This window comes from Stenotrophomonas sp. 115C5, assembly GCF_056861055.1.
This window is the reverse complement of the sequence record NZ_JBSPUQ010000013.1, coordinates 1-17,539: the sequence shown is the minus strand read 5'-3', so window position 1 is coordinate 17,539 and position 17,539 is coordinate 1. Positions and strand designations below refer to the sequence as shown.

Annotated in this window: 15 protein-coding genes; 10 read left to right on the top strand and 5 right to left on the bottom strand. The window is 66.8% G+C overall.

All coding sequences use genetic code 11. The annotated features are described in order from the left end of the window. Window positions 1-57: 57 nt before the first annotated feature. The 4 genes from AC13FN_RS14930 to AC13FN_RS14915 all read left to right on the top strand — a co-directional run bounded on the left by AC13FN_RS14930 (window position 58) and on the right by AC13FN_RS14915 (window position 4,457). The gene (locus AC13FN_RS14930) at window positions 58-1,377 is read left to right on the top strand and encodes a dicarboxylate/amino acid:cation symporter (RefSeq protein ID WP_482984711.1); all 1,320 of its coding nucleotides are present in this window, start codon (window positions 58-60) and stop codon (window positions 1,375-1,377) included. A gap of 215 nt (window positions 1,378-1,592) precedes the next feature. Beyond that, window positions 1,593-3,590: a transketolase gene (gene tkt, locus AC13FN_RS14925; protein WP_049437110.1), complete on the top strand. Its 1,998-nt coding sequence runs from the start codon at window positions 1,593-1,595 to the stop codon at window positions 3,588-3,590. Window positions 3,591-3,861: 271 nt separating this feature from the next. Beyond that, complete coding sequence (locus AC13FN_RS14920; protein ID WP_482984710.1) at window positions 3,862-4,140, top strand: type II toxin-antitoxin system RelE/ParE family toxin; 279 nt, start codon at window positions 3,862-3,864, stop codon at window positions 4,138-4,140. Between the two features lie 11 nt (window positions 4,141-4,151). Then, complete coding sequence (locus AC13FN_RS14915; protein ID WP_010484074.1) at window positions 4,152-4,457, top strand: HigA family addiction module antitoxin; 306 nt, start codon at window positions 4,152-4,154, stop codon at window positions 4,455-4,457. A gap of 86 nt (window positions 4,458-4,543) precedes the next feature. On the opposite strand, the gene AC13FN_RS14910 is transcribed toward AC13FN_RS14915, so the two are convergent. Next, entirely contained in the window at window positions 4,544-6,496 is a 1,953-nt protein-coding gene (locus AC13FN_RS14910; RefSeq protein ID WP_482984709.1) for an acetyl-CoA hydrolase/transferase C-terminal domain-containing protein, read from the bottom strand. A 34-nt stretch (window positions 6,497-6,530) separates the two neighbouring features. After that, window positions 6,531-7,088 (bottom strand): flavin reductase family protein, encoded by a 558-nt coding sequence (locus tag AC13FN_RS14905; RefSeq protein ID WP_482984708.1) that lies wholly within the window; start codon window positions 7,086-7,088, stop codon window positions 6,531-6,533. Between the two features lie 118 nt (window positions 7,089-7,206). Between AC13FN_RS14905 and AC13FN_RS14900 the strand changes: the two genes are divergently transcribed. Genes AC13FN_RS14900 through AC13FN_RS14890 form a run of 3 tightly spaced genes read left to right on the top strand, consistent with a single transcriptional unit; the run spans window position 7,207 to window position 9,324 of the window. Next, a complete protein-coding gene (locus AC13FN_RS14900; RefSeq protein ID WP_049437105.1) occupies window positions 7,207-7,572 on the top strand; it encodes a BlaI/MecI/CopY family transcriptional regulator in 366 nt (121 codons plus the stop codon). After that, a complete protein-coding gene (locus AC13FN_RS14895; RefSeq protein WP_482984707.1) occupies window positions 7,565-8,764 on the top strand; it encodes a M56 family metallopeptidase in 1,200 nt (399 codons plus the stop codon). The genes AC13FN_RS14900 and AC13FN_RS14895 overlap by 8 nt, the downstream gene beginning before the upstream one ends. Next, window positions 8,761-9,324: a hypothetical protein gene (locus AC13FN_RS14890; protein ID WP_010484079.1), complete on the top strand. Its 564-nt coding sequence runs from the start codon at window positions 8,761-8,763 to the stop codon at window positions 9,322-9,324. Before AC13FN_RS14895 ends, AC13FN_RS14890 begins: the two co-directional genes overlap by 4 nt. A 57-nt stretch (window positions 9,325-9,381) precedes the next feature. Here the strand turns inward: AC13FN_RS14890 and AC13FN_RS14885 are convergent, their stop codons facing one another. The 3 genes from AC13FN_RS14885 to AC13FN_RS14875 form a co-directional block, all read right to left on the bottom strand. After that, the gene (locus AC13FN_RS14885; RefSeq protein WP_049437099.1) at window positions 9,382-10,182 is read right to left on the bottom strand and encodes an MBL fold metallo-hydrolase; all 801 of its coding nucleotides are present in this window, start codon (window positions 10,180-10,182) and stop codon (window positions 9,382-9,384) included. A gap of 11 nt (window positions 10,183-10,193) precedes the next feature. Further along, window positions 10,194-11,012, bottom strand: a complete 819-nt coding sequence (locus tag AC13FN_RS14880; RefSeq protein WP_180836360.1) for a S1/P1 nuclease — start codon at window positions 11,010-11,012, stop codon at window positions 10,194-10,196. Window positions 11,013-11,432: 420 nt separating this feature from the next. Next, on the bottom strand, window positions 11,433-12,062 hold the full coding sequence (locus AC13FN_RS14875; protein ID WP_125873918.1) for an OmpW/AlkL family protein: 630 nt from the start codon (window positions 12,060-12,062) through the stop codon (window positions 11,433-11,435). A gap of 193 nt (window positions 12,063-12,255) precedes the next feature. On the opposite strand from AC13FN_RS14875, the gene gap reads away from it, so the two are divergent. The 3 genes from gap to AC13FN_RS14860 all read left to right on the top strand — a co-directional run bounded on the left by gap (window position 12,256) and on the right by AC13FN_RS14860 (window position 17,434). Continuing rightward, a complete protein-coding gene (gene gap / locus AC13FN_RS14870) occupies window positions 12,256-13,260 on the top strand; it encodes a type I glyceraldehyde-3-phosphate dehydrogenase (RefSeq protein WP_010484083.1) in 1,005 nt (334 codons plus the stop codon). Between the two features lie 125 nt (window positions 13,261-13,385). After that, entirely contained in the window at window positions 13,386-16,061 is a 2,676-nt protein-coding gene (locus AC13FN_RS14865; RefSeq protein ID WP_482984706.1) for a DUF2339 domain-containing protein, read from the top strand. Further along, window positions 16,058-17,434 carry a DUF3999 domain-containing protein gene (locus AC13FN_RS14860; RefSeq protein WP_197646897.1) on the top strand — a complete coding sequence of 459 codons (1,377 nt, stop codon included), beginning with the start codon at window positions 16,058-16,060 and terminating at the stop codon, window positions 17,432-17,434. The genes AC13FN_RS14865 and AC13FN_RS14860 overlap by 4 nt, the downstream gene beginning before the upstream one ends. Window positions 17,435-17,539 lie beyond the last annotated feature (105 nt).

Below are 17,539 nucleotides of genomic sequence, written 5' to 3'. Positions count from 1 at the left end.
ACCGGCGCCGCTTGCGCGCTTTGTTAGAGTGCATTCATTTTTCGAGGAAACCCGCGCATGACAGCAGCTGCTGCCGACAAGAAGAAGTTGCCCCTGCATTGGAAGATGGGCATCGGCTTTGCGATCGGCCTGATCCTGGGACTGATCGTGCACGCCCTGGGTGGCAGCGTCGATGGTCTGCAGGCCGGTGCCAAGTGGGTAATGGACTACATCACCACCCCGGCGTCGGGCCTGTTCCTCAACCTGATCTTCATGCTGATCGTGCCGCTGATCTTCTCGGCGCTGATCATGGGCGTGTCGGAGATGGGCGACATCCGCGCCCTCGGCCGCATCGGCTGGAAGACCCTGGCGTATACCGTGCTGCTGTCCGGCATTGCCGTGAGCATCGGCCTGGTGCTGGTCAACCTGCTCAAGCCGGGCGCCGGCGTCGACCCGCAGGTCGCCGCGATGATGCTGTCGGAGAACGCAGAGCGCAGCAAGGAAATCGTTGCGGGCATCCACGGCACGCCGAAGGGCATGGACATGCTGCTGTCGATCGTGCCGAGCAACGTGCTGCAGGCGGCGTCTGACAACGGCGCGATCCTGTCGCTGATGTTCTTCGCGCTGATGTTCGGCATCGGCATGGTGCTGACTGACAACGAGAAGGTCGCACCGCTGCGCCGCGCCATCGAAGGCGTGTTCGAAATCTCGATGACCCTGATCAACCTGGTCATCCGCCTGGCCCCGTATGCGGTGGCCTGCTTCATGTTCAACCTGGCCGCGCTGTTCGGCTTCGAGCTGATCATCCGCCTGGGCGCCTACGTGGGCGTGGTGGTGCTGGCGCTGGGCCTGCACATGATCGTGACCTACGGCACCGCCGTGTGGCTGTCCGGCCGCTCGCCGCTGTCGTTCTTCCGCGATACCCAGGAAGCGACGGTGATGGCGTTCTCCACCGCCTCCAGCAACGCCACCCTGCCGACCGCGCTGCGCGTGGCCGACCAGATGGGCCTGCCGCAGCGCGTGTCGCGCTTCGTGCTGACCGTGGGCGCCACCGCCAACCAGAACGGCACTGCGCTGTTCGAGGGCGTGACGGTGATCTTCCTGGCCCAGTTCTTTGGCGTGGACCTGAGCATCGGCCAGCAGATCATGGTGATGGCGGTCTGCATCCTCGGTGGCATCGGCACGGCCGGCGTGCCGTCGGGCTCGCTGCCGGTGGTGGCGATGATCTGTGCGATGGTGGGCGTGAACCCGCTGGGCATCGGCCTGATCCTGGGCGTGAATCACTTCCTGGACATGTGCCGTACCGCCCTGAACGTGACCGGCGACCTGGCCCTGACCACCCTGGTGGCCAAGGGCGAGTCCCACGATGGCCCGGTGCTGGGCCCGCAGCAGGACTGAGTCCGGAGCCACTGCCGGTGACCTGATCGGGGGCGGATCCCTTTCCGCAAGGAAAGGGATCCGGCCCCTTTTCACATGCGGAATCCGGCAGAGATCACGACGCTGCCGGCCAGCGGCCGGCACGACCGGGCAAGGTGAACCGACCCCCCGCCCGGCGACTATGGGACAATAGGCCGCCCGCACGTCCGCGGCCGCCTCCCGATTCCGACAGAACCATGACGCAGCCTACCCGTCGCCAGTTGGCCAACGCCATCCGCTTCCTTGCCGCCGATGCGGTTGAAACCGCAAAGTCCGGCCACCCCGGCATGCCCATGGGCATGGCCGACATCGCCGAAGTCCTCTGGAACGACTACCTCCGCCATAACCCGAGCAATCCGCACTGGTTCAACCGCGACCGTTTCGTGCTGTCCAACGGCCACGGTTCGATGCTGCAGTACGCGCTGCTGCACCTGAGCGGTTACGACCTGCCGATCGAGCAGCTGAAGCTGTTCCGCCAGCTGGGCAGCCACACCGCCGGTCACCCGGAACGCCACGAGACCCCGGGCGTGGAAACCACCACCGGCCCGCTGGGCCAGGGTTTCGCCAATGCCGTGGGCTTCGCTCTGGCCGAGAAGCTGCTGGCACAGCGCTTCAACCGCCCGGAGCTGGAAGTGGTCGACCACCGCACCTGGGTGTTCATGGGCGATGGCTGCCTGATGGAAGGCGTGTCGCATGAAGCGGCGTCGCTGGCCGGTACCTGGGGCCTGCACAAGCTGGTCTGCTTCTGGGACAACAACCACATCTCCATCGACGGCAACGTCGAGGGCTGGTTCACCGACAACACCCCGGAGCGTTTCGAAGCCTATGGCTGGAACGTGGTCCGTGACGTCGATGGCCACGACCCGGAAAGCATCAAGGCCGGCATCGAGGCCGCGCTGTCGCAGAGCGACAAGCCGACCCTGATCTGCTGCCGCACCACCATTGGTTTTGGTTCGCCGAACAAGGCAGGCAAGGAATCCAGCCACGGCGCACCGCTGGGCAAGGACGAGCTGGAAGCCACCCGCAAGCAGCTGGGCTGGGAATACGGTCCGTTCGAGATCCCGCAGGCGATCTACGACGGCTGGCGTGCCAATGGCGCCGGCACCCTGCGCCAGGCCGAGTGGGAACAGCTGTTCGACAAGTACGCCAGCCAGTACCCGGGCGAAGCCGCCGAACTGACCCGCCGTTCGCATGGCGAGCTGCCGGCCGACTTCGTTGCCAAGGCCGATGCCTACATCGCCCAGGTGGCGGCTGAAGGCCCGACGATTGCCTCGCGCAAGGCCTCGCAGCTGGCCATCGAAGCCTACGCCCCGCTGCTGCCGGAAATCGTCGGCGGCTCGGCCGACCTGGCGCACTCCAACCTGACCCTGTGGAAGGGCAGCACGTCGGTCGCCAGCGACGACGCCAACGCCAACTACGTGTACTACGGCGTGCGCGAGTTCGGCATGACCGCCATCGCCAACGGCCTGGCCCTGCACGGTGGTTTCATTCCGTTCGATGCCACCTTCCTGGTGTTCAGCGACTACGCCCGCAACGGCGTGCGCATGAGCGCGCTGATCCCGGCCCACGCCATCCACGTCTACACCCACGATTCGATCGGCCTGGGCGAAGATGGCCCGACCCACCAGCCGGTGGAGCATCTGGCCTCGCTGCGCTACATCCCGAACAACGACGTGTGGCGCCCGTGCGATGCGGTCGAGTCGGCGGTGAGCTGGAAGGCCGCAATCACCCGCCAGGACGGCCCGAGCTGCCTGGTGTTCAGCCGCCAGAACCTGCCGCACCAGCCGCGCAACGCCGAGCAGATCGCCCAGATCGAGCGCGGTGGCTACGTGCTGGCCGATGCCGCCGGCACTCCGGACGTGATCCTGATCGCCACCGGTTCGGAAGTTTCGCTGGCCACTGAAGCCAAGGCCCAGCTGGATGCGGCCGGCCTCAAGACCCGCGTGGTCTCGATGCCGTCCACCGACGTGTTCCTGCGCCAGGATGCGGCCTACCGTGAATCGGTGCTGCCGAACGCCGTGCGCAAGCGCGTGGCCGTGGAAGCCGGCGTGACCGGCTTCTGGCGCCAGTTCGTTGGCCTGGACGGTGCGGTGATCGGTATCGACACCTTCGGTGCCTCGGCCCCGGCCGACCAGCTGTACAAGCACTTCGGCATCACCACCGCCCACGTGGTGGAAGCGGCCAAGGCGCTGTAAGCAGCATCGCAGCGTGATGAAGGAAAGGCCGGCGCACGCCGGCCTTTCTCGTTTTCCTGGGTAGATCCACGCCATGCGTGGACGAGAAAAGGGGACGGCGTGTTCCGCCCGACGGCGCCGCTGTCGCGTTGGCCTCTTCATCTGGCCTGCGTTCCTTGCGAAAAGGAGAGTCTGCCGAGACAACCTCAATAGTAAAAATGGTCAACAAGCGCGGCGCAGAAACCTATACTGGATTTGCGGAGTGTAAGGTGTGGCCTTACACTGGTGCTGCATGATCGTCAGCTTCAGGCATAAGGGCCTGAAGGCGCTCTATGAGCGGGGCGACATTTCCGGAGTCCGTGCCGACCATGTGGTTCGGTTGCGGCGTTTGCTTCTGCAGTTGGATCAAGCCCGGCTGCCTGGAGACATGGGGCTGCCCGGAAATCGCCTGCATCCCCTGCACGGAAGCTATAGCGGCTACTGGGCTGTGAATGTCTCGGCGAGTTGGCGATTGGTGTTCCGCTTTCGTGGGCTCGACGTCGAACTGGTCGATTACCTTGATTACCACTAGGAGTCTGCTCGATGCCGTTGCATGATCCGCCGCATCCAGGAGAATCGCTGCGCGAAGACATCCTGCCGGCGATCAGCATGTCCATCAGTGCGCTGGCGCAGCACCTTGGTTATTCCCGTGGACAGCTGTCGACCATCATCAACGGGCACGCCGGCATCTCTGCTGAACTCGCGTACCGTCTTGAACTTGCGGGCCTCGGCAGTGCTCGTATGTGGCTGGCGATGCAGGCGGCCTATGACCTGTGGCAGGTCGAGCATCGAGAGCATCCGCCCATTGCCCGCCTGTATCTTGAGGATGCAGTGAGGATCGGACAGTAGATCCGCGCCATGCATGAATAAAGAAGGGGACGGAGGGGATCAAGTCGTCTGTGCATGAACGACTTGATCCCCTCCGTCCCCTTTTCTCAGGCAGTGCGTGCCAGCGCCAGGCGCAGCAGTCGCGCGTCCAGGCGCTCTGCGAAATCCGTCGGAGCCTGCAGGCCCATGCGCTGCAGGTACACCGCATCGCCGTCGCCGGCCGGTTGCCGCAACGCTGCCCAGACGGTACGCAGCTTGTCGCCGCGGGTCTGCGTGTTGGCCTTCAGCCAACCCAGCGCTTTCACCAGTACCTGCTCGATCTCGTTGAAGTCGCTGCCCAACGGATAGTCCGGCAGGCTGCCATCGGCGCGGAACGGTGCCAGCGCTGCCGCCAATGCCTGCGGCGTATTGCGCTGCAGGCGCTGCGGGTCGGGCGGGGACGCCGCCAGCAGCTTGCGCGCGGCATGTGCCTGCTGCAGCAGATCGCCCTGAAACGGGGCTTCGGTGATCGCGGTCATCGCATGCACGCAGTCCTCGTCGGTCAGTCCGCGCAGGTCGGCGATGCCGTACTCGTTGAGGTAGATGTCGCGCAGGTGGCGCGGGATGGTGGTGTGCCCGTAGTTCCAGCGCACGTTCGATTCGCGCTGGCCCTTGTCATCGCGCGCGGCGCGGAACATCAGCACGCTGCGCGCTTCCGGCAGGGCATGTGCCATCGCCACGAAGTTGTACTGGCCGCCCACGCCAGACACCACGCGTCCATCGTCCAGCGCATCCGACACCGCCGCGCCCAGCGCGGTGGCCATCATGCAGGAGTTGAAGAAGCGCGCATGGCGGCGCTGCAGGCGCTCCAGCGTCTCGTTGCCGCCGTACAGCTGGTTGATCTCGCTGATGCGGCGCATGCCGATTGCACGGCATTCGTCTTCCGGCAGCGTGCGCAGCCACTCGTAGAACTCTGGCGAGCCCAGGTAGAACGCACCGTGCAGGTACTCGCCTTCGGCGGCCAGGGTGGCGTGGTCGATGGACAGCGTGCTGCCATTTTCGATGCGCTGCATCAGCGCCAGGTCGTCATGCACCTTGCGCTTGATCACCCCGGTCTGCACCAGCCGCCGGAAGCCCTCGTTGAGCATCTCGCTGCAGCCGTACAGGCCCACTTCGAACGGATCGAGCCCGCCGATCTCCTGCACCAGCGGGTGGCTGGCCAGCTGCGGATCCAGCGCATGCAGCACGCGGCGGTAGCGCGCGTTGTCGGTGTGGCGCAGCACCAGTGCATGGCTGAGCGCGTCGGCCAGCGTGCCGATGCCGATCTGCAGGGTGCCGCCGTCGCGCACCAGCGTGCTGGCGTACAGGCCGATGGCGTAGTCGGCATCGCCGACCGGCTGCCGCGGCAGCCCGAACAGCGCCGGGTACGGCGGCGGCGGGGTGATCACCAGATCGAAGAACGACACATCGACCGTCGCCGAGCCGCCCAGATAGGGCAGCTGCGGATCGATCTCGGCGATCATCAATGGGCGCGGCAGGCCGCGCGCGGTCATCGCATCCAGCGTGTCCTGGGTGATGTCGTTGTTGCACGACAACGACAGCCGGCGGTCATCCGGCCGCATCGCCACCTTCTGCACGATTACCTGCGGCGTGCGCTGCGCCACCGCATCGGCGGCGTGGGTGTAGTTCAGGCTGGTGTAGCTGGACTGCGCCTGCCGCGAACCGAGCAGGGCGCCGGACTGCATGTAGAACTCTTCCACCTGCACATGTGCCGGCAACGCGTCGCGCGCGATCGCATCGGCATAGGCCAGGCGCGGGAAATCGTCGCCGAAATGGCGCTGCGCGAACGGTGCCATGAAGCGCGCTTCCAGACCGTTGCCGCGCGCCTTCGGCGGGTTGAGCGACAGCGCGGTATACAGCTGCAGCGGCCGCGAAGGGTCGTGCTCGACGCGTGCGTACAGGGCATTGAGCAACCGGTGTGGCTTGCCCAGTGCCAGCGGTGCTCCGATCCGCAGCGGCCCGTCCACGCGCGCAAACAACCAGTCGACGGCGGCGTCCAGGTCGGTGAGGTGTTCGGTCATGCGCGGCGGTCCTGCGTGTGGGGGAGTGCTGGCATTACAGCATGTCGGGCTTGAACCGCCGTCGACGCGAGACTTCGGCGCCGGACACCATGAACTGCCCATCGCCCCGGTAGTGCACCGTGCGCGGCAGCTTCGGCCGTGGCGCCACGTGTGCACGCACGATTTCCCAGATGAACAGGTTGCTCGATTGCACCTGGCTGTCGTCGTAGAGACGGCATTCGAAGCAGGAATGGCATTGCCCGACCAGCGGCGCGCCGACCTCGCGCGCAGGTACTGCATCCAGCCCGAAACGCACGAACTTGTCGACCTCGCGGCCGCTGCAGTTGCCGATGTCGACCACGGTATCGAGCAGCTCCACGCCGGGCACGTTGATCACGCACTCGCCACTACTGACGGCCAGTGCATGGCTGTGGTTTTCATTCCACAGGTAGGTGGCGACCAGCGACGGCGAAAAGCCCATCACCATGTGCCAGCCCATCGTCATCAGGTTGCGCTGGCCCTGCCACGCGGTACTGACCAGCACGATCGGGCCGGGTTCGAGCAAGCGGCGGGCCTGCTCGACCGGGAAATCCTTCTTGGGCAGCGCTTTCATCCAGGGCCTGGGGCGGGAGGAACCGATGCTGGCGCACGTGCGATGAACCTGGAGTAGAGGGGCTTGACAGGCGATTCGATTACGCGCGTAATCGGGCTGTCGATTACGGATGTAAACCATGACCCCGATCAGCGAAGCCGAAGCCGTTGTGATGGAGGTGCTGTGGCAGCAGGCACCGCGTAGCGCCGATGACGTGGTGGCCGCGCTGGCCCACCGCGACTGGGCCGAGCCGACCATCAAGACCCTGCTCAACCGCCTGCTGACCAAGGGCGCGATCGCTGCCGAGCGCGATGGCCGGCGCTACCTGTACCGGCCGCTGCTGCAGCGCCAGGCATGGGTAGAGGCGCAGAGCCAGGACTTCATCGGGCGTGTTTTCGAGGGGCGCGTGGCGCCGCTGGTCGCGCACTTCAGCGAGCGCGGCCAGTTGAGCGCGCAGGACATCGCCGAACTGAAGAAGCTGATCCGGGAGCTGGACCATGACTGAGCTGCTCGACGGATTGTGGCAGGCCAGCCTGTGGCTGGCGGTGGGCGCGGTCCTGCTGGCGGTAATGCGACCGCTGCTGCTGCGGATGGGAGGCGCGGGGCTGGCCTACCGCAGTTGGTGGCTGCTGCCGATGCTGCTGGTGGCACTGATGCTGCCGTTGCCGCAGGTTGCGTTGTTGCAGCAGGTACCCACGCTGCCGCTGAAAGTGATGCCCGGTGCCATCGATGCCCTGAACGGGCCGTCGTTGCCATGGGCCGGTCTGTTGCTGGTGCTGTGGGCACTGGGCACGGGCCTGTGCCTGCTGCGCGACCTGCGCGCACAGCGTCGTTTCGAACGACGGATGGGCCCACTGAAGCGGCGTGCCGATGGCAGCTGGCAGGCCAGCGGCGACCCCGGCCTGCCGGCGCTGGTTGGCCTGTGGCGGCCGCGCATCGTGGTCGGCCCGGCATTCGACCAGCAGTTCAGCGCACAGGAACAGGGGCTGATCCTGCAGCACGAGCGCAGCCATCGCCGCCATGGCGATCACTGGGCCAACGGCGCGTTGCTGCTGGCGCGCGCGGTGTTCTGGTTCCACCCGCTGCTGCCATGGGCCGCACGCCGCTTCCTGCGCGATCAGGAATTGGCCTGCGATGCCCGCACCATCGGTCCGCAGCCTTCGCTGCGCGGCCTGTATGCCAGCACGCTGCTGAAGGCGCAGCTGGTCCACCCGGTTGCGCCCGCGGTCTGCCATTGGCGCAGCCAACCCGTGTTGAAGGAGCGTATCGCCATGTTGAAGCAGTCCAAGCGGAAGGCATTGCCGTGGGTGTCCGGGCAGGTGCTGGTGGTCGGGTTGTGCGTGGGGATGGGAGCGGTGGCATGGGCCAGCCAGGGGGCTGTGGAGGCTGGCCCGGCAGCACCCGTCATGGATCGGGAGATCCAGGTCGACAAGATGCCGCCACCGTCCTATCCGAAATCTGCGATCGAGCAGCGTCAGGTAGGCGTGGTGAACCTGCGCGTGGAAGTGGATGCACAGGGCCATCCGACCGATGTGCGGGTACTCAGTGCGACCAATCCGGGGGTGTTCGACGCCGTCTCCATCGCCGCCGCGCGCAGCTGGACCTATCGTCCCGCGGTGAAGAACGGCAAGCCGGTGGCCGGTGCCGTACGCATTCCGATCACCTACGCCATGGATGACACCGAGGACGCGAAGTGAAGTCCGCGCCGCTGTTGATGATGGCGGCGCTGCTGGTGGGGTGTGCAACCCAGGATCGCCTGACCACCGTCGATACCCGCAGCGAGAATGTCGGTCACCAGCGCCTGCAGCCGCAGGCGGGCGGCGGCAGTGGGCAGCTGCAGGTGTATTCGCTGGGTGCGACCGAGGGCTACCGGATGCCGCAACTGTACGCGGCACCGGACCCGGAGGTCGGTGATCGCGACCCGCGTGCGGAACTGGCGCCGACCACCATCTGCCTGCAGGTGGTGGTTGATGCCAACGGCGACGTCGAGCGCAGCCTGCCATTGACCGATCGCCCGGAGTGCGCGGCAGGTGCTGCGGGCGAGAATGCGCCCCTGCTGCAGGCAGCGCAGGAAGCCGTGGCGATGTGGAAGTACTCGTCCGCAGCGGTCTGCCACTTCGCGGCCGGCAAGGTGCCTGCCAATCGCGGTGACTGCCGGGGCGCCGAGCGTGTCGAGCCGGTGGCCGTCACCCTGCAATATGCCTTTACCTTCGAGATCGTGAAGGGCCAGCACGTGGTGCGCACGCAGGGAAAATGATCGCTCGCGATGACCGGGGTAGCGCCGGGCCATGCCCGGCGGGCGCAGCGGCGTGGATCAGGCCCCGCCCTGGATGTTGGCCTTCACTGCGGGCTGCATCAGCTTCGGTTCTTCCAGCGTCGCATCGCGGGCCTGGCGCACGCTGACGAACTCTGCCTCGGCCACGCCGTCGTGCACGTGGATGTTGTGCGCGCGCTGTTCGCCGATGGTGGTTTCGTTGGCGAACCCGCGGCCACCGGGGCCGTAGTCGTGGCAGACAAACACGCGCGTCGCATCGGGCAGGGCCAGCAGGCGCTGGATCGAGCGGTACAACTGCGCCGCATCGCCGCCCGGGAAGTCGCAGCGGGCAGTGCCGCCGTCAGGCATGAACAGCGAGTCGCCGGTGAACAGCGCATTGTCGATCAGATAGGCGATGCTGTCGCTGGTGTGGCCGGGCACGGCGATCACCTGGCAGCGCAGTTCACCCAAAGCGAAGGTCTCGCCATCGCTGAACAGGTGGTCGAAGATCTCATCGGCCGCGGGAAGCTGCAGGCCATAGCGCGGTGCGAACGTGGCCTGCACCGCGCGGATGCCTTCACCGATGGCCAGCGTGGCCTGCGGGAAGCGCTGCTTGAGCCGGCGCCCGGCCGACACATGGTCGGCGTGGGCATGGGTTTCCAGCAGCCAGCGCAGCTGCAGGCCCTGTTGTTCGATGGCCTGCAACGCGGCATGCAACGGCGCTTCACTGCTGGCGTCGGTATCCGGGTCGTAGTCCAGGACCGGGTCGATCAGCGCCGCCTCGCCGCTGGCCGGGTCGCTGACCAGGTAGCTGAAGGTGTTGCTGTCACGGTGGAAGAACGACTGCACCTGGACCGACATCGGAACTCTCCTCAGCGCGTGCCGAGCACGCGGTTCAGCAACTGCGCCAGGTTCTCACCGGCCAGTCGCAGCTGCGCTTCGGCCAGCGGCCGGTAGCGCTCGGTGTACTCGTCACCGATTTTACGCGTGGCCGGATAAACGCCAGCTTGCATGGAGATGCGGCAGCTGGCTTCGGCCCACGTCTGCGGGTCGCGCTGCGGGTTGGACTGGCGCGCGAGCTTCGGTGCGCGCTGGCTCTGCAGCACCGGCAGGTAGCCGGCGTCGTCCAGCTTGCGGGTGTTGAGCATGCCGCTGTCCCACAGCGAGTGCAGGTTGGTACCGCGGTTGCCGAACTGCAGCTGGAAATCGTTGCCGCCCTTGTCGTGGGCGTAACCGGCGTGCATCGGCTGGTGGATGTCGCCGACCAGATGCACCACGAACTTCAGCGCCTGCAGGCGCTCGCCGTCGGTCAGGCTGCGATCGCCGAGGATGGCGCTCTGTGCCTTCAGGGCCTCGACGATGCAGTTGCCGTTTTTGCAGTGCTTCGGTGCTTCGTAATGGCAGTTGTCTTCGGCGATGTTGACGTAGTGCCAGCCGGCCGAGCGGCGGCCCAGGCCCGGGTCCTTGGCGCGCAGCTGGTCGGCCCACGGCGCGATGCTGGCCAGCGTGGCGTCCGGTTCGGTGGCCAGCAGGCGGTCCACTTCGGCGCGGGCGGCGGGGTTGAGGCGGGCGTCGGCGACTTCGGCGACAAGGCGGTGGCCTTGCGCGCCCCAGGCATGTGCGGGGGCGGAGACGGACAGCAGGGCCGGCGCCAGGGCGGCGGCGAGGAACAGGGAGTGCAGGGCTTTCATGCGCACATTCTAGCGGGGTAGGTGGATTGAAGAGCGGCGCGTTCCTGTCTGCTTGGGGCTGGCTGCAGGGGCAGGCGCTGCGGGACACGCTGCAAGTACGTCCCTGTAAGCTCGGCCGCGGCATCCATGCCGCGGACGGTCCCGCAGCGCCTGCCCCTGCAGCCCCATCCAACATGACCGCGAAGGCGGATGCAAACGTCAAAGGCAACATCAAAAACAAATGCAGGATCAAAATCCGCCTTCTGCAATTGCAGGCAACCATTACGCCTCGGATGTGCAGGCTCCCCGCCTTGCCCCAGCTCCGGAACCGCTTCAGTCCCAGGCACAAAAAAGCCCCGGCAATCACCGGGGCAACATGCTGCGAGGGTTTTGCGTGCGGCGGGGGAGCGGGGGCGAAGCCCCCGCGCTCAACACACCGCTTTAGAACTTGAAGACGTACGAAGCGCCATAGACCAGCGGATCGATGTTGACCGTGCCGATCTTCTCGCCGTTCAACTTCACCTTGCTGTCGATGTCGATCCAGCGCATGTCCACGCGCAGCGCGCCCTTCTCGCCGATCGCGAAGTCCACGCCCGCATGCGCGGCCAGGCCCCACGAATCCTGCAGCTTCAGGCGGCTGTCCTTCAGCGCACCGGTGGTGTCTTCGCTGAAGAAGGTGGTGTAGTTCACGCCCGCACCGATGAACGGCGACACCTTGCCCTTGCTGTTGAAGTGGTACTGCACGGTCACCACCGGCGGCAGCTGCTTGGTGCTGCCCACGCGGCCCAGGCCATTGATGTTGATGTCGTGCTTGAACGGCAGCGCGGCCAGCACTTCGATGCCCAGGTTGTCGGCGATGAAGTACTCACCGGTGATGGTCGGCTTGACGTCGTTGTCGACGTCGACCTTCAGCGTGTGGTTGGCCAGCCAGCCGTTGTTCGACTTCGGGGCCACCTGGTGCACGCCGGCGGAAAGGGTCCAGTCGCCCTTGGACTGGGCCATGGCCGGGGCGGCGGCGAGCGACAGGGCGGCGGCCAGGCTGGCCACGATCAGGGGGGAGGGCTTGCGCATGGGGGTGATCTCGTTGCTGGGTGGATGTGGCCAGTTTCGGCCTCACATCGCGCTAACGCTTTGATCCGGATCAAATCCTGTCTGCCGGCCCGCTGCCCGCCGGGGCTGGCCCGCGGTGGCCAGCCCCGGTTTGCTAGACTTGTGGGCCCTATCCATCCCGCCGCACCCGTCGCGGCCGCAGGAGCTTGAGAACATGGCAATCAAGGTTGGTATCAACGGTTTCGGTCGCATCGGGCGTAACGTCCTGCGCTCGGCGGTGCTGAACTTCGGCGACGACATCGAAATCGTGGCCATCAACGATCTGCTGGAGCCGGACTATCTGGCGTACATGCTCAAGTACGACTCCGTGCACGGTCGTTTCAAGGCCGACGTGGCGGTGCAGGGCAACGACCTGCTGGTCAACGGCAAGAAGATCCGCCTGACCCAGGAACGCGACCCGGCCAACCTGAAGTGGAACGAAGTGGACGTGGACGTGGTGATCGAGTCCACCGGCCTGTTCCTGACCAAGGAAACCGCGCAGAAGCACATCGATGCCGGCGCCAGGAAGGTCATCATGTCGGCCCCGTCGAAGGACGATACGCCGATGTTCGTCTACGGCGTGAACGACAAGACCTACGCCGGCCAGGCGATCGTCTCCAATGCTTCGTGCACCACCAACTGCCTGGCCCCGCTGGCCAAGGTCATCAATGACAAGTGGGGCATCAAGCGTGGTCTGATGACCACCGTGCATGCGGCTACTGCCACCCAGAAGACCGTCGATGGCCCGTCCAACAAGGACTGGCGCGGTGGCCGTGGCATCCTGGAAAACATCATTCCGTCGTCCACCGGTGCGGCCAAGGCCGTCGGCGTGGTCATTCCGGAACTGAACAAGAAGCTGACCGGCATGAGCTTCCGCGTCCCGACCTCGGACGTGTCGGTGGTCGACCTGACCGTCGAGCTGGAAAAGGAAGCCACCTACGCCGAGATCTGCGCTGAAGTGAAGGCACAGAGCGAAGGCCCGCTGAAGGGCATCCTCGGCTACACCGAAGACAAGGTCGTGGCCACCGATTTCCGCGGCGAGACCTGCACCTCGGTGTTCGACGCCGAGGCCGGCATCGCCCTGGACGGCACCTTCGTCAAGCTGGTCACCTGGTACGACAACGAGTGGGGCTACTCGAACAAGTGCCTGGAAATGGCCAAGGTCGTCGCCGCCAAGTAAGGCCGGCCAAGATCGCACGCGGACCCCGGCCTGGCCGGGGTTCGTCGTTTATGGGGCCAGCCCTGTCGTAGCATGGGCCGGTCGACCGCTGCCGCTGGGGCGCGGGATTGCAATGGAAGCATGCAATGGAAGCATTGATCGCCCTGGTGGTACTGGTTCTGCTGGCCATTCCGCTGCTGTTGGTGGTGGCGCTGGTGATGATTGCCGGCCTGCGCCGCCGTGTGGCCGCGCTGGAAGGTGCCCTGGCCGCCGCGCCGGCCGCCCGCCCGGTTACAGCCGAGTCTGCGCCAGAACGGGCTGCGCCCATGCCTGCCGCCGGCGCCGATCCGCCGTTCCTGCGGCCGGTGGCGGCTGCCGCACCGCCTCCGCCCCAGCCAACGCCGCCGCCGGTGCGCGAAGTGGTGCCTGCAGCAACGGAGGTGCCGCGCCCGGTCGCACCACCGCCGGTGCCACACGCGCCGTTGCAGCCGCCGTTGCCTTCCGAGCCGGCGCTGCCCAACTTCATCGAGCGCGGCATCGGAGCGGTCAAGCGCTGGTTCACCGAGGGCAACGTGCCGGTCAAGATCGGCATGCTGGTGCTGCTGGCCGGTGTTGCCGCGCTGTTGAAGTACGTCAGCGACCAGGGCTGGCTGGTGCTGCCGATCGAGCTGCGCCTGGCCGGTGTCACCGTGGGTGCGCTGGGCCTGCTGGCGTTCGGCTGGCACCAGCGTGAGCGTCGGCGCCTGTTCGCACTGGCGCTGCAGGGCGGTGCCATTGGCGTGTTGCTGCTGACCATCTTCGCCGCCTTCAAACGGTTCGAGCTGCTCAACCCCGGGTTTGCCTTCGCCAGTTCGATCGCGCTGGTGGCTGGCCTGTGCGTGCTGGCGGTGGTGCAGAACTCGCGCACGTTGGCGGTGCTGGGCATTCTCGCCGGCTTCATGGCACCGCTGTGGCTGTCCACCGGCAGTGGCAACCACGTGGGTCTGTTCAGCTACTACGCGGTGCTCAACGCTGGCATCTTCGCCATCGCCTGGTTCCGTCCGTGGCGTGCGCTGAACCTGCTTGGCTTCGCTTTTACCTTCGGCATCGGCACGTTCTGGGGCGTGTTGCAGTACGCGCCGGACAAGTTCAGCAGCACCGAGCCGTTCCTGCTGCTGTTCTTCGCCTTCTACCTGTTGATCCCGCTGCTGTACGCGCGCCGGCAGCCCGCCGGGCGACGTGACCTGGTCGACGGCAGCCTGGTGTTCGGCACGCCCTTGGTCGCCTTCTCGATGCAGGCGGGCATGCTGCACGAGCAGCCGATGACGCTGGCGCTGTGCGCACTGGGCCTGGCGGCGATCTACGCCGTACTGGCGCGGGCACTGATCGCGCGCGCGTCATACAGCGTGCTGGCGCAGTCGCATGCGGTGCTGGCGGTGGGCTTCGCCACGCTGGCGGTGCCGCTGGCATTGTCTGCGCGTGCCACCGGCGCGGTGTTCGCGCTGGAAGGTGCGGGCCTGGCCTGGCTGGGCCTGCGCCAGAAACGCTGGCTGCCGCAGGTGTCCGGCGCGTTGCTGCAGATCGGTGCTGCGTTCGCCTTTGTGGCCGGCGCCGACCACTGGCTCGAAGACGCACGCTTCCTGCTCAACCCGACCGCCATCGGTGCACTGCTGCTGGCCATTGCCGGTTTCGCTTCGGCATGGAGTTACCAGCGCAGGGAGCGCCATGAGATCGCACTGGTCTACTACCTGTGGGGCCTGCTGTGGTGGCTGGGCGGCCTGGTGCACGAGATCTTCCGCTTCTTCCCGCACCGCACGCAGGCCGATGCGTTGCTGGTGCTGGTCGCGGCCACGGCCTGGCTGGCGGCTGAAATGCAGCGCCGCCAGCCGGCACGCGCGCTGGGCGTAACCGCACTGGCGATGCTGGCCCTGGGCTTCCCGCTGGCGCTGATGCAGAGCGATGCGCACCAGCAGCCGTTCGCCGGCTATGGCGCACTGGCCTGGGCGGTGTTTGCGGCGCTGGGCGTACGTACGTTGCTGTGCCTGCGCCAGGGCGGCAACACCGTGGCACGCATCGCGCAGTTCCTGTGGTGGCTGCTGTGGCCGTCGCTGCTTTCGTTGCTGGCCCTGTGGGGCGGCGGCGAGGCCGGGCTGGCACAGGGCTGGACGCTGCTGTTGTTCACGCTGCCGTGGCTGCTGATGGCGGCGCTGTCGTTGTGGCGCTGGAATGCACTGCGCTGGCCGTTGGGGGCTGCCTTCGACAGCGTGCGCCTGCCGTTGCAGTGCGTGCTGTTCGGCCTGCTGTCCGCAGGCTGGCTGTTCGGCCAGTTGCTGCCGGGTGACGCAGCGCCGCTGCTGTGGCTGCCGGTGTTGAACCCGGCCGAGCTGGGGCAGTGGTTGAGCCTGGCGCTGCTGGCGCGCTGGCTGTACAGCGGGCAGGCGCCGCAGGCACTGGTGAAGATCCGGCTGCCGCTGTTGGCATTGGCCACCTTCGTCGCGCTGACCAGCCTGGTGCTGCACGGCGTGCATCAGTGGGGCGGCCTGTCGTGGAGTTCGTCGATGATGCGTTCCAGCCTGGCGCAGACCAGCCTGACCGTGCTGTGGAGCGTGCTCGGCGTGATCGCCTGGGTCTGGGGTTCGCGCCGCGGCCAGCGCGTGCTGTGGATGGTGGGTGCGGTGCTGATGGGCGTGGTGCTGGCCAAGCTGGTACTCATCGATCGCCAGCACCTGGGCAACCTGCTGGGTATCGCATCGTTCATCGCCTACGGCCTGCTGTGCACGGTCGTGGGGTATCTGGCACCGGCACCGCCGAGCGCGGCGCCGACCGTGGAGGAAAAACAATGAAGACGTGGAGCAGGGCGCTGCTGCCGGCGATGTTCGGCATGCTGGCCGCCGTCACCGCACAGGCCGCCGATTACCGTACCCAGTACGCCGAACAGTGGCCGCTGACGTTGTCCAGCGCACAATCGGGTGCCTACCGTGTTGTGCTGGAACCGGCGATCTACCGTCGCGCCGGCAGTGCGGACCTGGGCGATGTGCAGGTGTTCAATGCCGCCGGCCAATCGTTGCCGTCGGCCTTGCTGGCGCCGGATCAGCCGCTGGCGCAGCCGCCGGTGCAGCGTGAGCTGCCGTGGTTCGCGTTGCCGCCATTGGCCGAAGCACAGCGCAACGACCTGCAGTTGCTGACCGAGCGCGATACCGATGGCCGTGTGCGTCGCGTGGAAGCCCGCGTGAGTGGTGGTGCGGCGGCGAGCGGGCAGGGTGGCTGGCTGATCGACGCCAGTGTGCTGGGCCAGCAGCCGCTGGCGGCCCTGGTACTGGATTGGGCCGACAGTGGCCAGCCGTTGCAGGCTCAGGTGCAGCTGGACGTCAGCGACGACCTGCAGCACTGGCGTGCGATTGGCCGCGACATTCCGCTGGTGGATCTGCAGCGCGCCGGCAAGCGCCTGCTGCAGCGCCGCCTGCAGGTGGATGGTGAAGCACGCTATCTGCGCGTGCTGGCGCAAGGCGATGCGCGTCTGCCGACGCTGCGCAGCGTACTGGCCGAGCTGCCGCCGGCACCGGCCACACTGCCGTGGGAATGGTTGTCGCTGGAACCGACCTCGAAGGGCAAGGGCGAATACACCTTCGAGATGGATGGCCGCTTCCCGGCGGCACGTGCCGACGTGGCCAGCACCGACAACAGCCTGGTGCAGTGGACATTGTTCAGCCGCGATGACCAGAGCGCGGAATGGCAGCGCCGCAGTGCGCCGTGGATTGCCTATCAGCTGCAGCAGGGCGCGCAGGGCCAACGGCAGCAATCGGCCGCGCAGCCGCTGGGCGGCGTGCATCGGGATCGCTATTGGAAGCTGGTGGCGAACCCCGCCGAAACGGCCACCGCACCGACTCTGCGCCTGGGTTACCAGCCCGAAGTACTGGTATTCCTGAGCCAGGGCGCGGCGCCCTACGCATTGGCGGTGGGCAGCTCGAGCGCGCGCCGCACGGAGGCGCCGATTGGCGTGCTGATCGAGGAACTGCGCTTGCGCAACGACCCGTCGTGGCAGCCGACGCTGGCACGACTGGAAGGCAGCCCTGAGCCGCTGGCCGGCGACGCGGCGCTGAAGCCGCAGCATGATTGGAAGTCGTGGTTGCTGTGGGCGTTGCTGGGTCTGGGTGTGCTGGTAGTGGGCGGCCTGGCGGTCAGCCTGCTTCGGCAGAAGCCGGCGCCTTCGGCGTAGGTTCCGGCGAACGGCGCAGCCCCTCGTGGGTGGGGGTGGTCGTGCAAAGCAAAAGCAAAAGCCGCGCTTGGCCGGGCGGGGTGGGTTCGCGGGGGACGCCGCAAG

Excerpts from the sequence above, each read along its gene's own strand:
- AC13FN_RS14915 (WP_010484074.1), top strand. The coding sequence starts at position 4,152 with ATGCCGTTGCATGATCCGCCGCATCCAGGAGAATCGCTGCGCGAAGAC.
- AC13FN_RS14930 (WP_482984711.1), top strand. The coding sequence starts at position 58 with ATGACAGCAGCTGCTGCCGACAAGAAGAAGTTGCCCCTGCATTGGAAG.
- AC13FN_RS14905 (WP_482984708.1), bottom strand. The coding sequence starts at position 7,088 with ATGAAAGCGCTGCCCAAGAAGGATTTCCCGGTCGAGCAGGCCCGCCGC.
- gap (WP_010484083.1), top strand. The coding sequence starts at position 12,256 with ATGGCAATCAAGGTTGGTATCAACGGTTTCGGTCGCATCGGGCGTAAC.
- AC13FN_RS14880 (WP_180836360.1), bottom strand. The coding sequence starts at position 11,012 with ATGAAAGCCCTGCACTCCCTGTTCCTCGCCGCCGCCCTGGCGCCGGCC.
- AC13FN_RS14900 (WP_049437105.1), top strand. The coding sequence starts at position 7,207 with ATGACCCCGATCAGCGAAGCCGAAGCCGTTGTGATGGAGGTGCTGTGG.
- AC13FN_RS14910 (WP_482984709.1), bottom strand. The coding sequence starts at position 6,496 with ATGACCGAACACCTCACCGACCTGGACGCCGCCGTCGACTGGTTGTTT.
- AC13FN_RS14875 (WP_125873918.1), bottom strand. The coding sequence starts at position 12,062 with ATGCGCAAGCCCTCCCCCCTGATCGTGGCCAGCCTGGCCGCCGCCCTG.
- AC13FN_RS14885 (WP_049437099.1), bottom strand. The coding sequence starts at position 10,182 with ATGTCGGTCCAGGTGCAGTCGTTCTTCCACCGTGACAGCAACACCTTC.
- AC13FN_RS14895 (WP_482984707.1), top strand. The coding sequence starts at position 7,565 with ATGACTGAGCTGCTCGACGGATTGTGGCAGGCCAGCCTGTGGCTGGCG.
- AC13FN_RS14860 (WP_197646897.1), top strand. The coding sequence starts at position 16,058 with ATGAAGACGTGGAGCAGGGCGCTGCTGCCGGCGATGTTCGGCATGCTG.
- AC13FN_RS14865 (WP_482984706.1), top strand. The coding sequence starts at position 13,386 with ATGGAAGCATTGATCGCCCTGGTGGTACTGGTTCTGCTGGCCATTCCG.
- AC13FN_RS14920 (WP_482984710.1), top strand. The coding sequence starts at position 3,862 with ATGATCGTCAGCTTCAGGCATAAGGGCCTGAAGGCGCTCTATGAGCGG.
- tkt (WP_049437110.1), top strand. The coding sequence starts at position 1,593 with ATGACGCAGCCTACCCGTCGCCAGTTGGCCAACGCCATCCGCTTCCTT.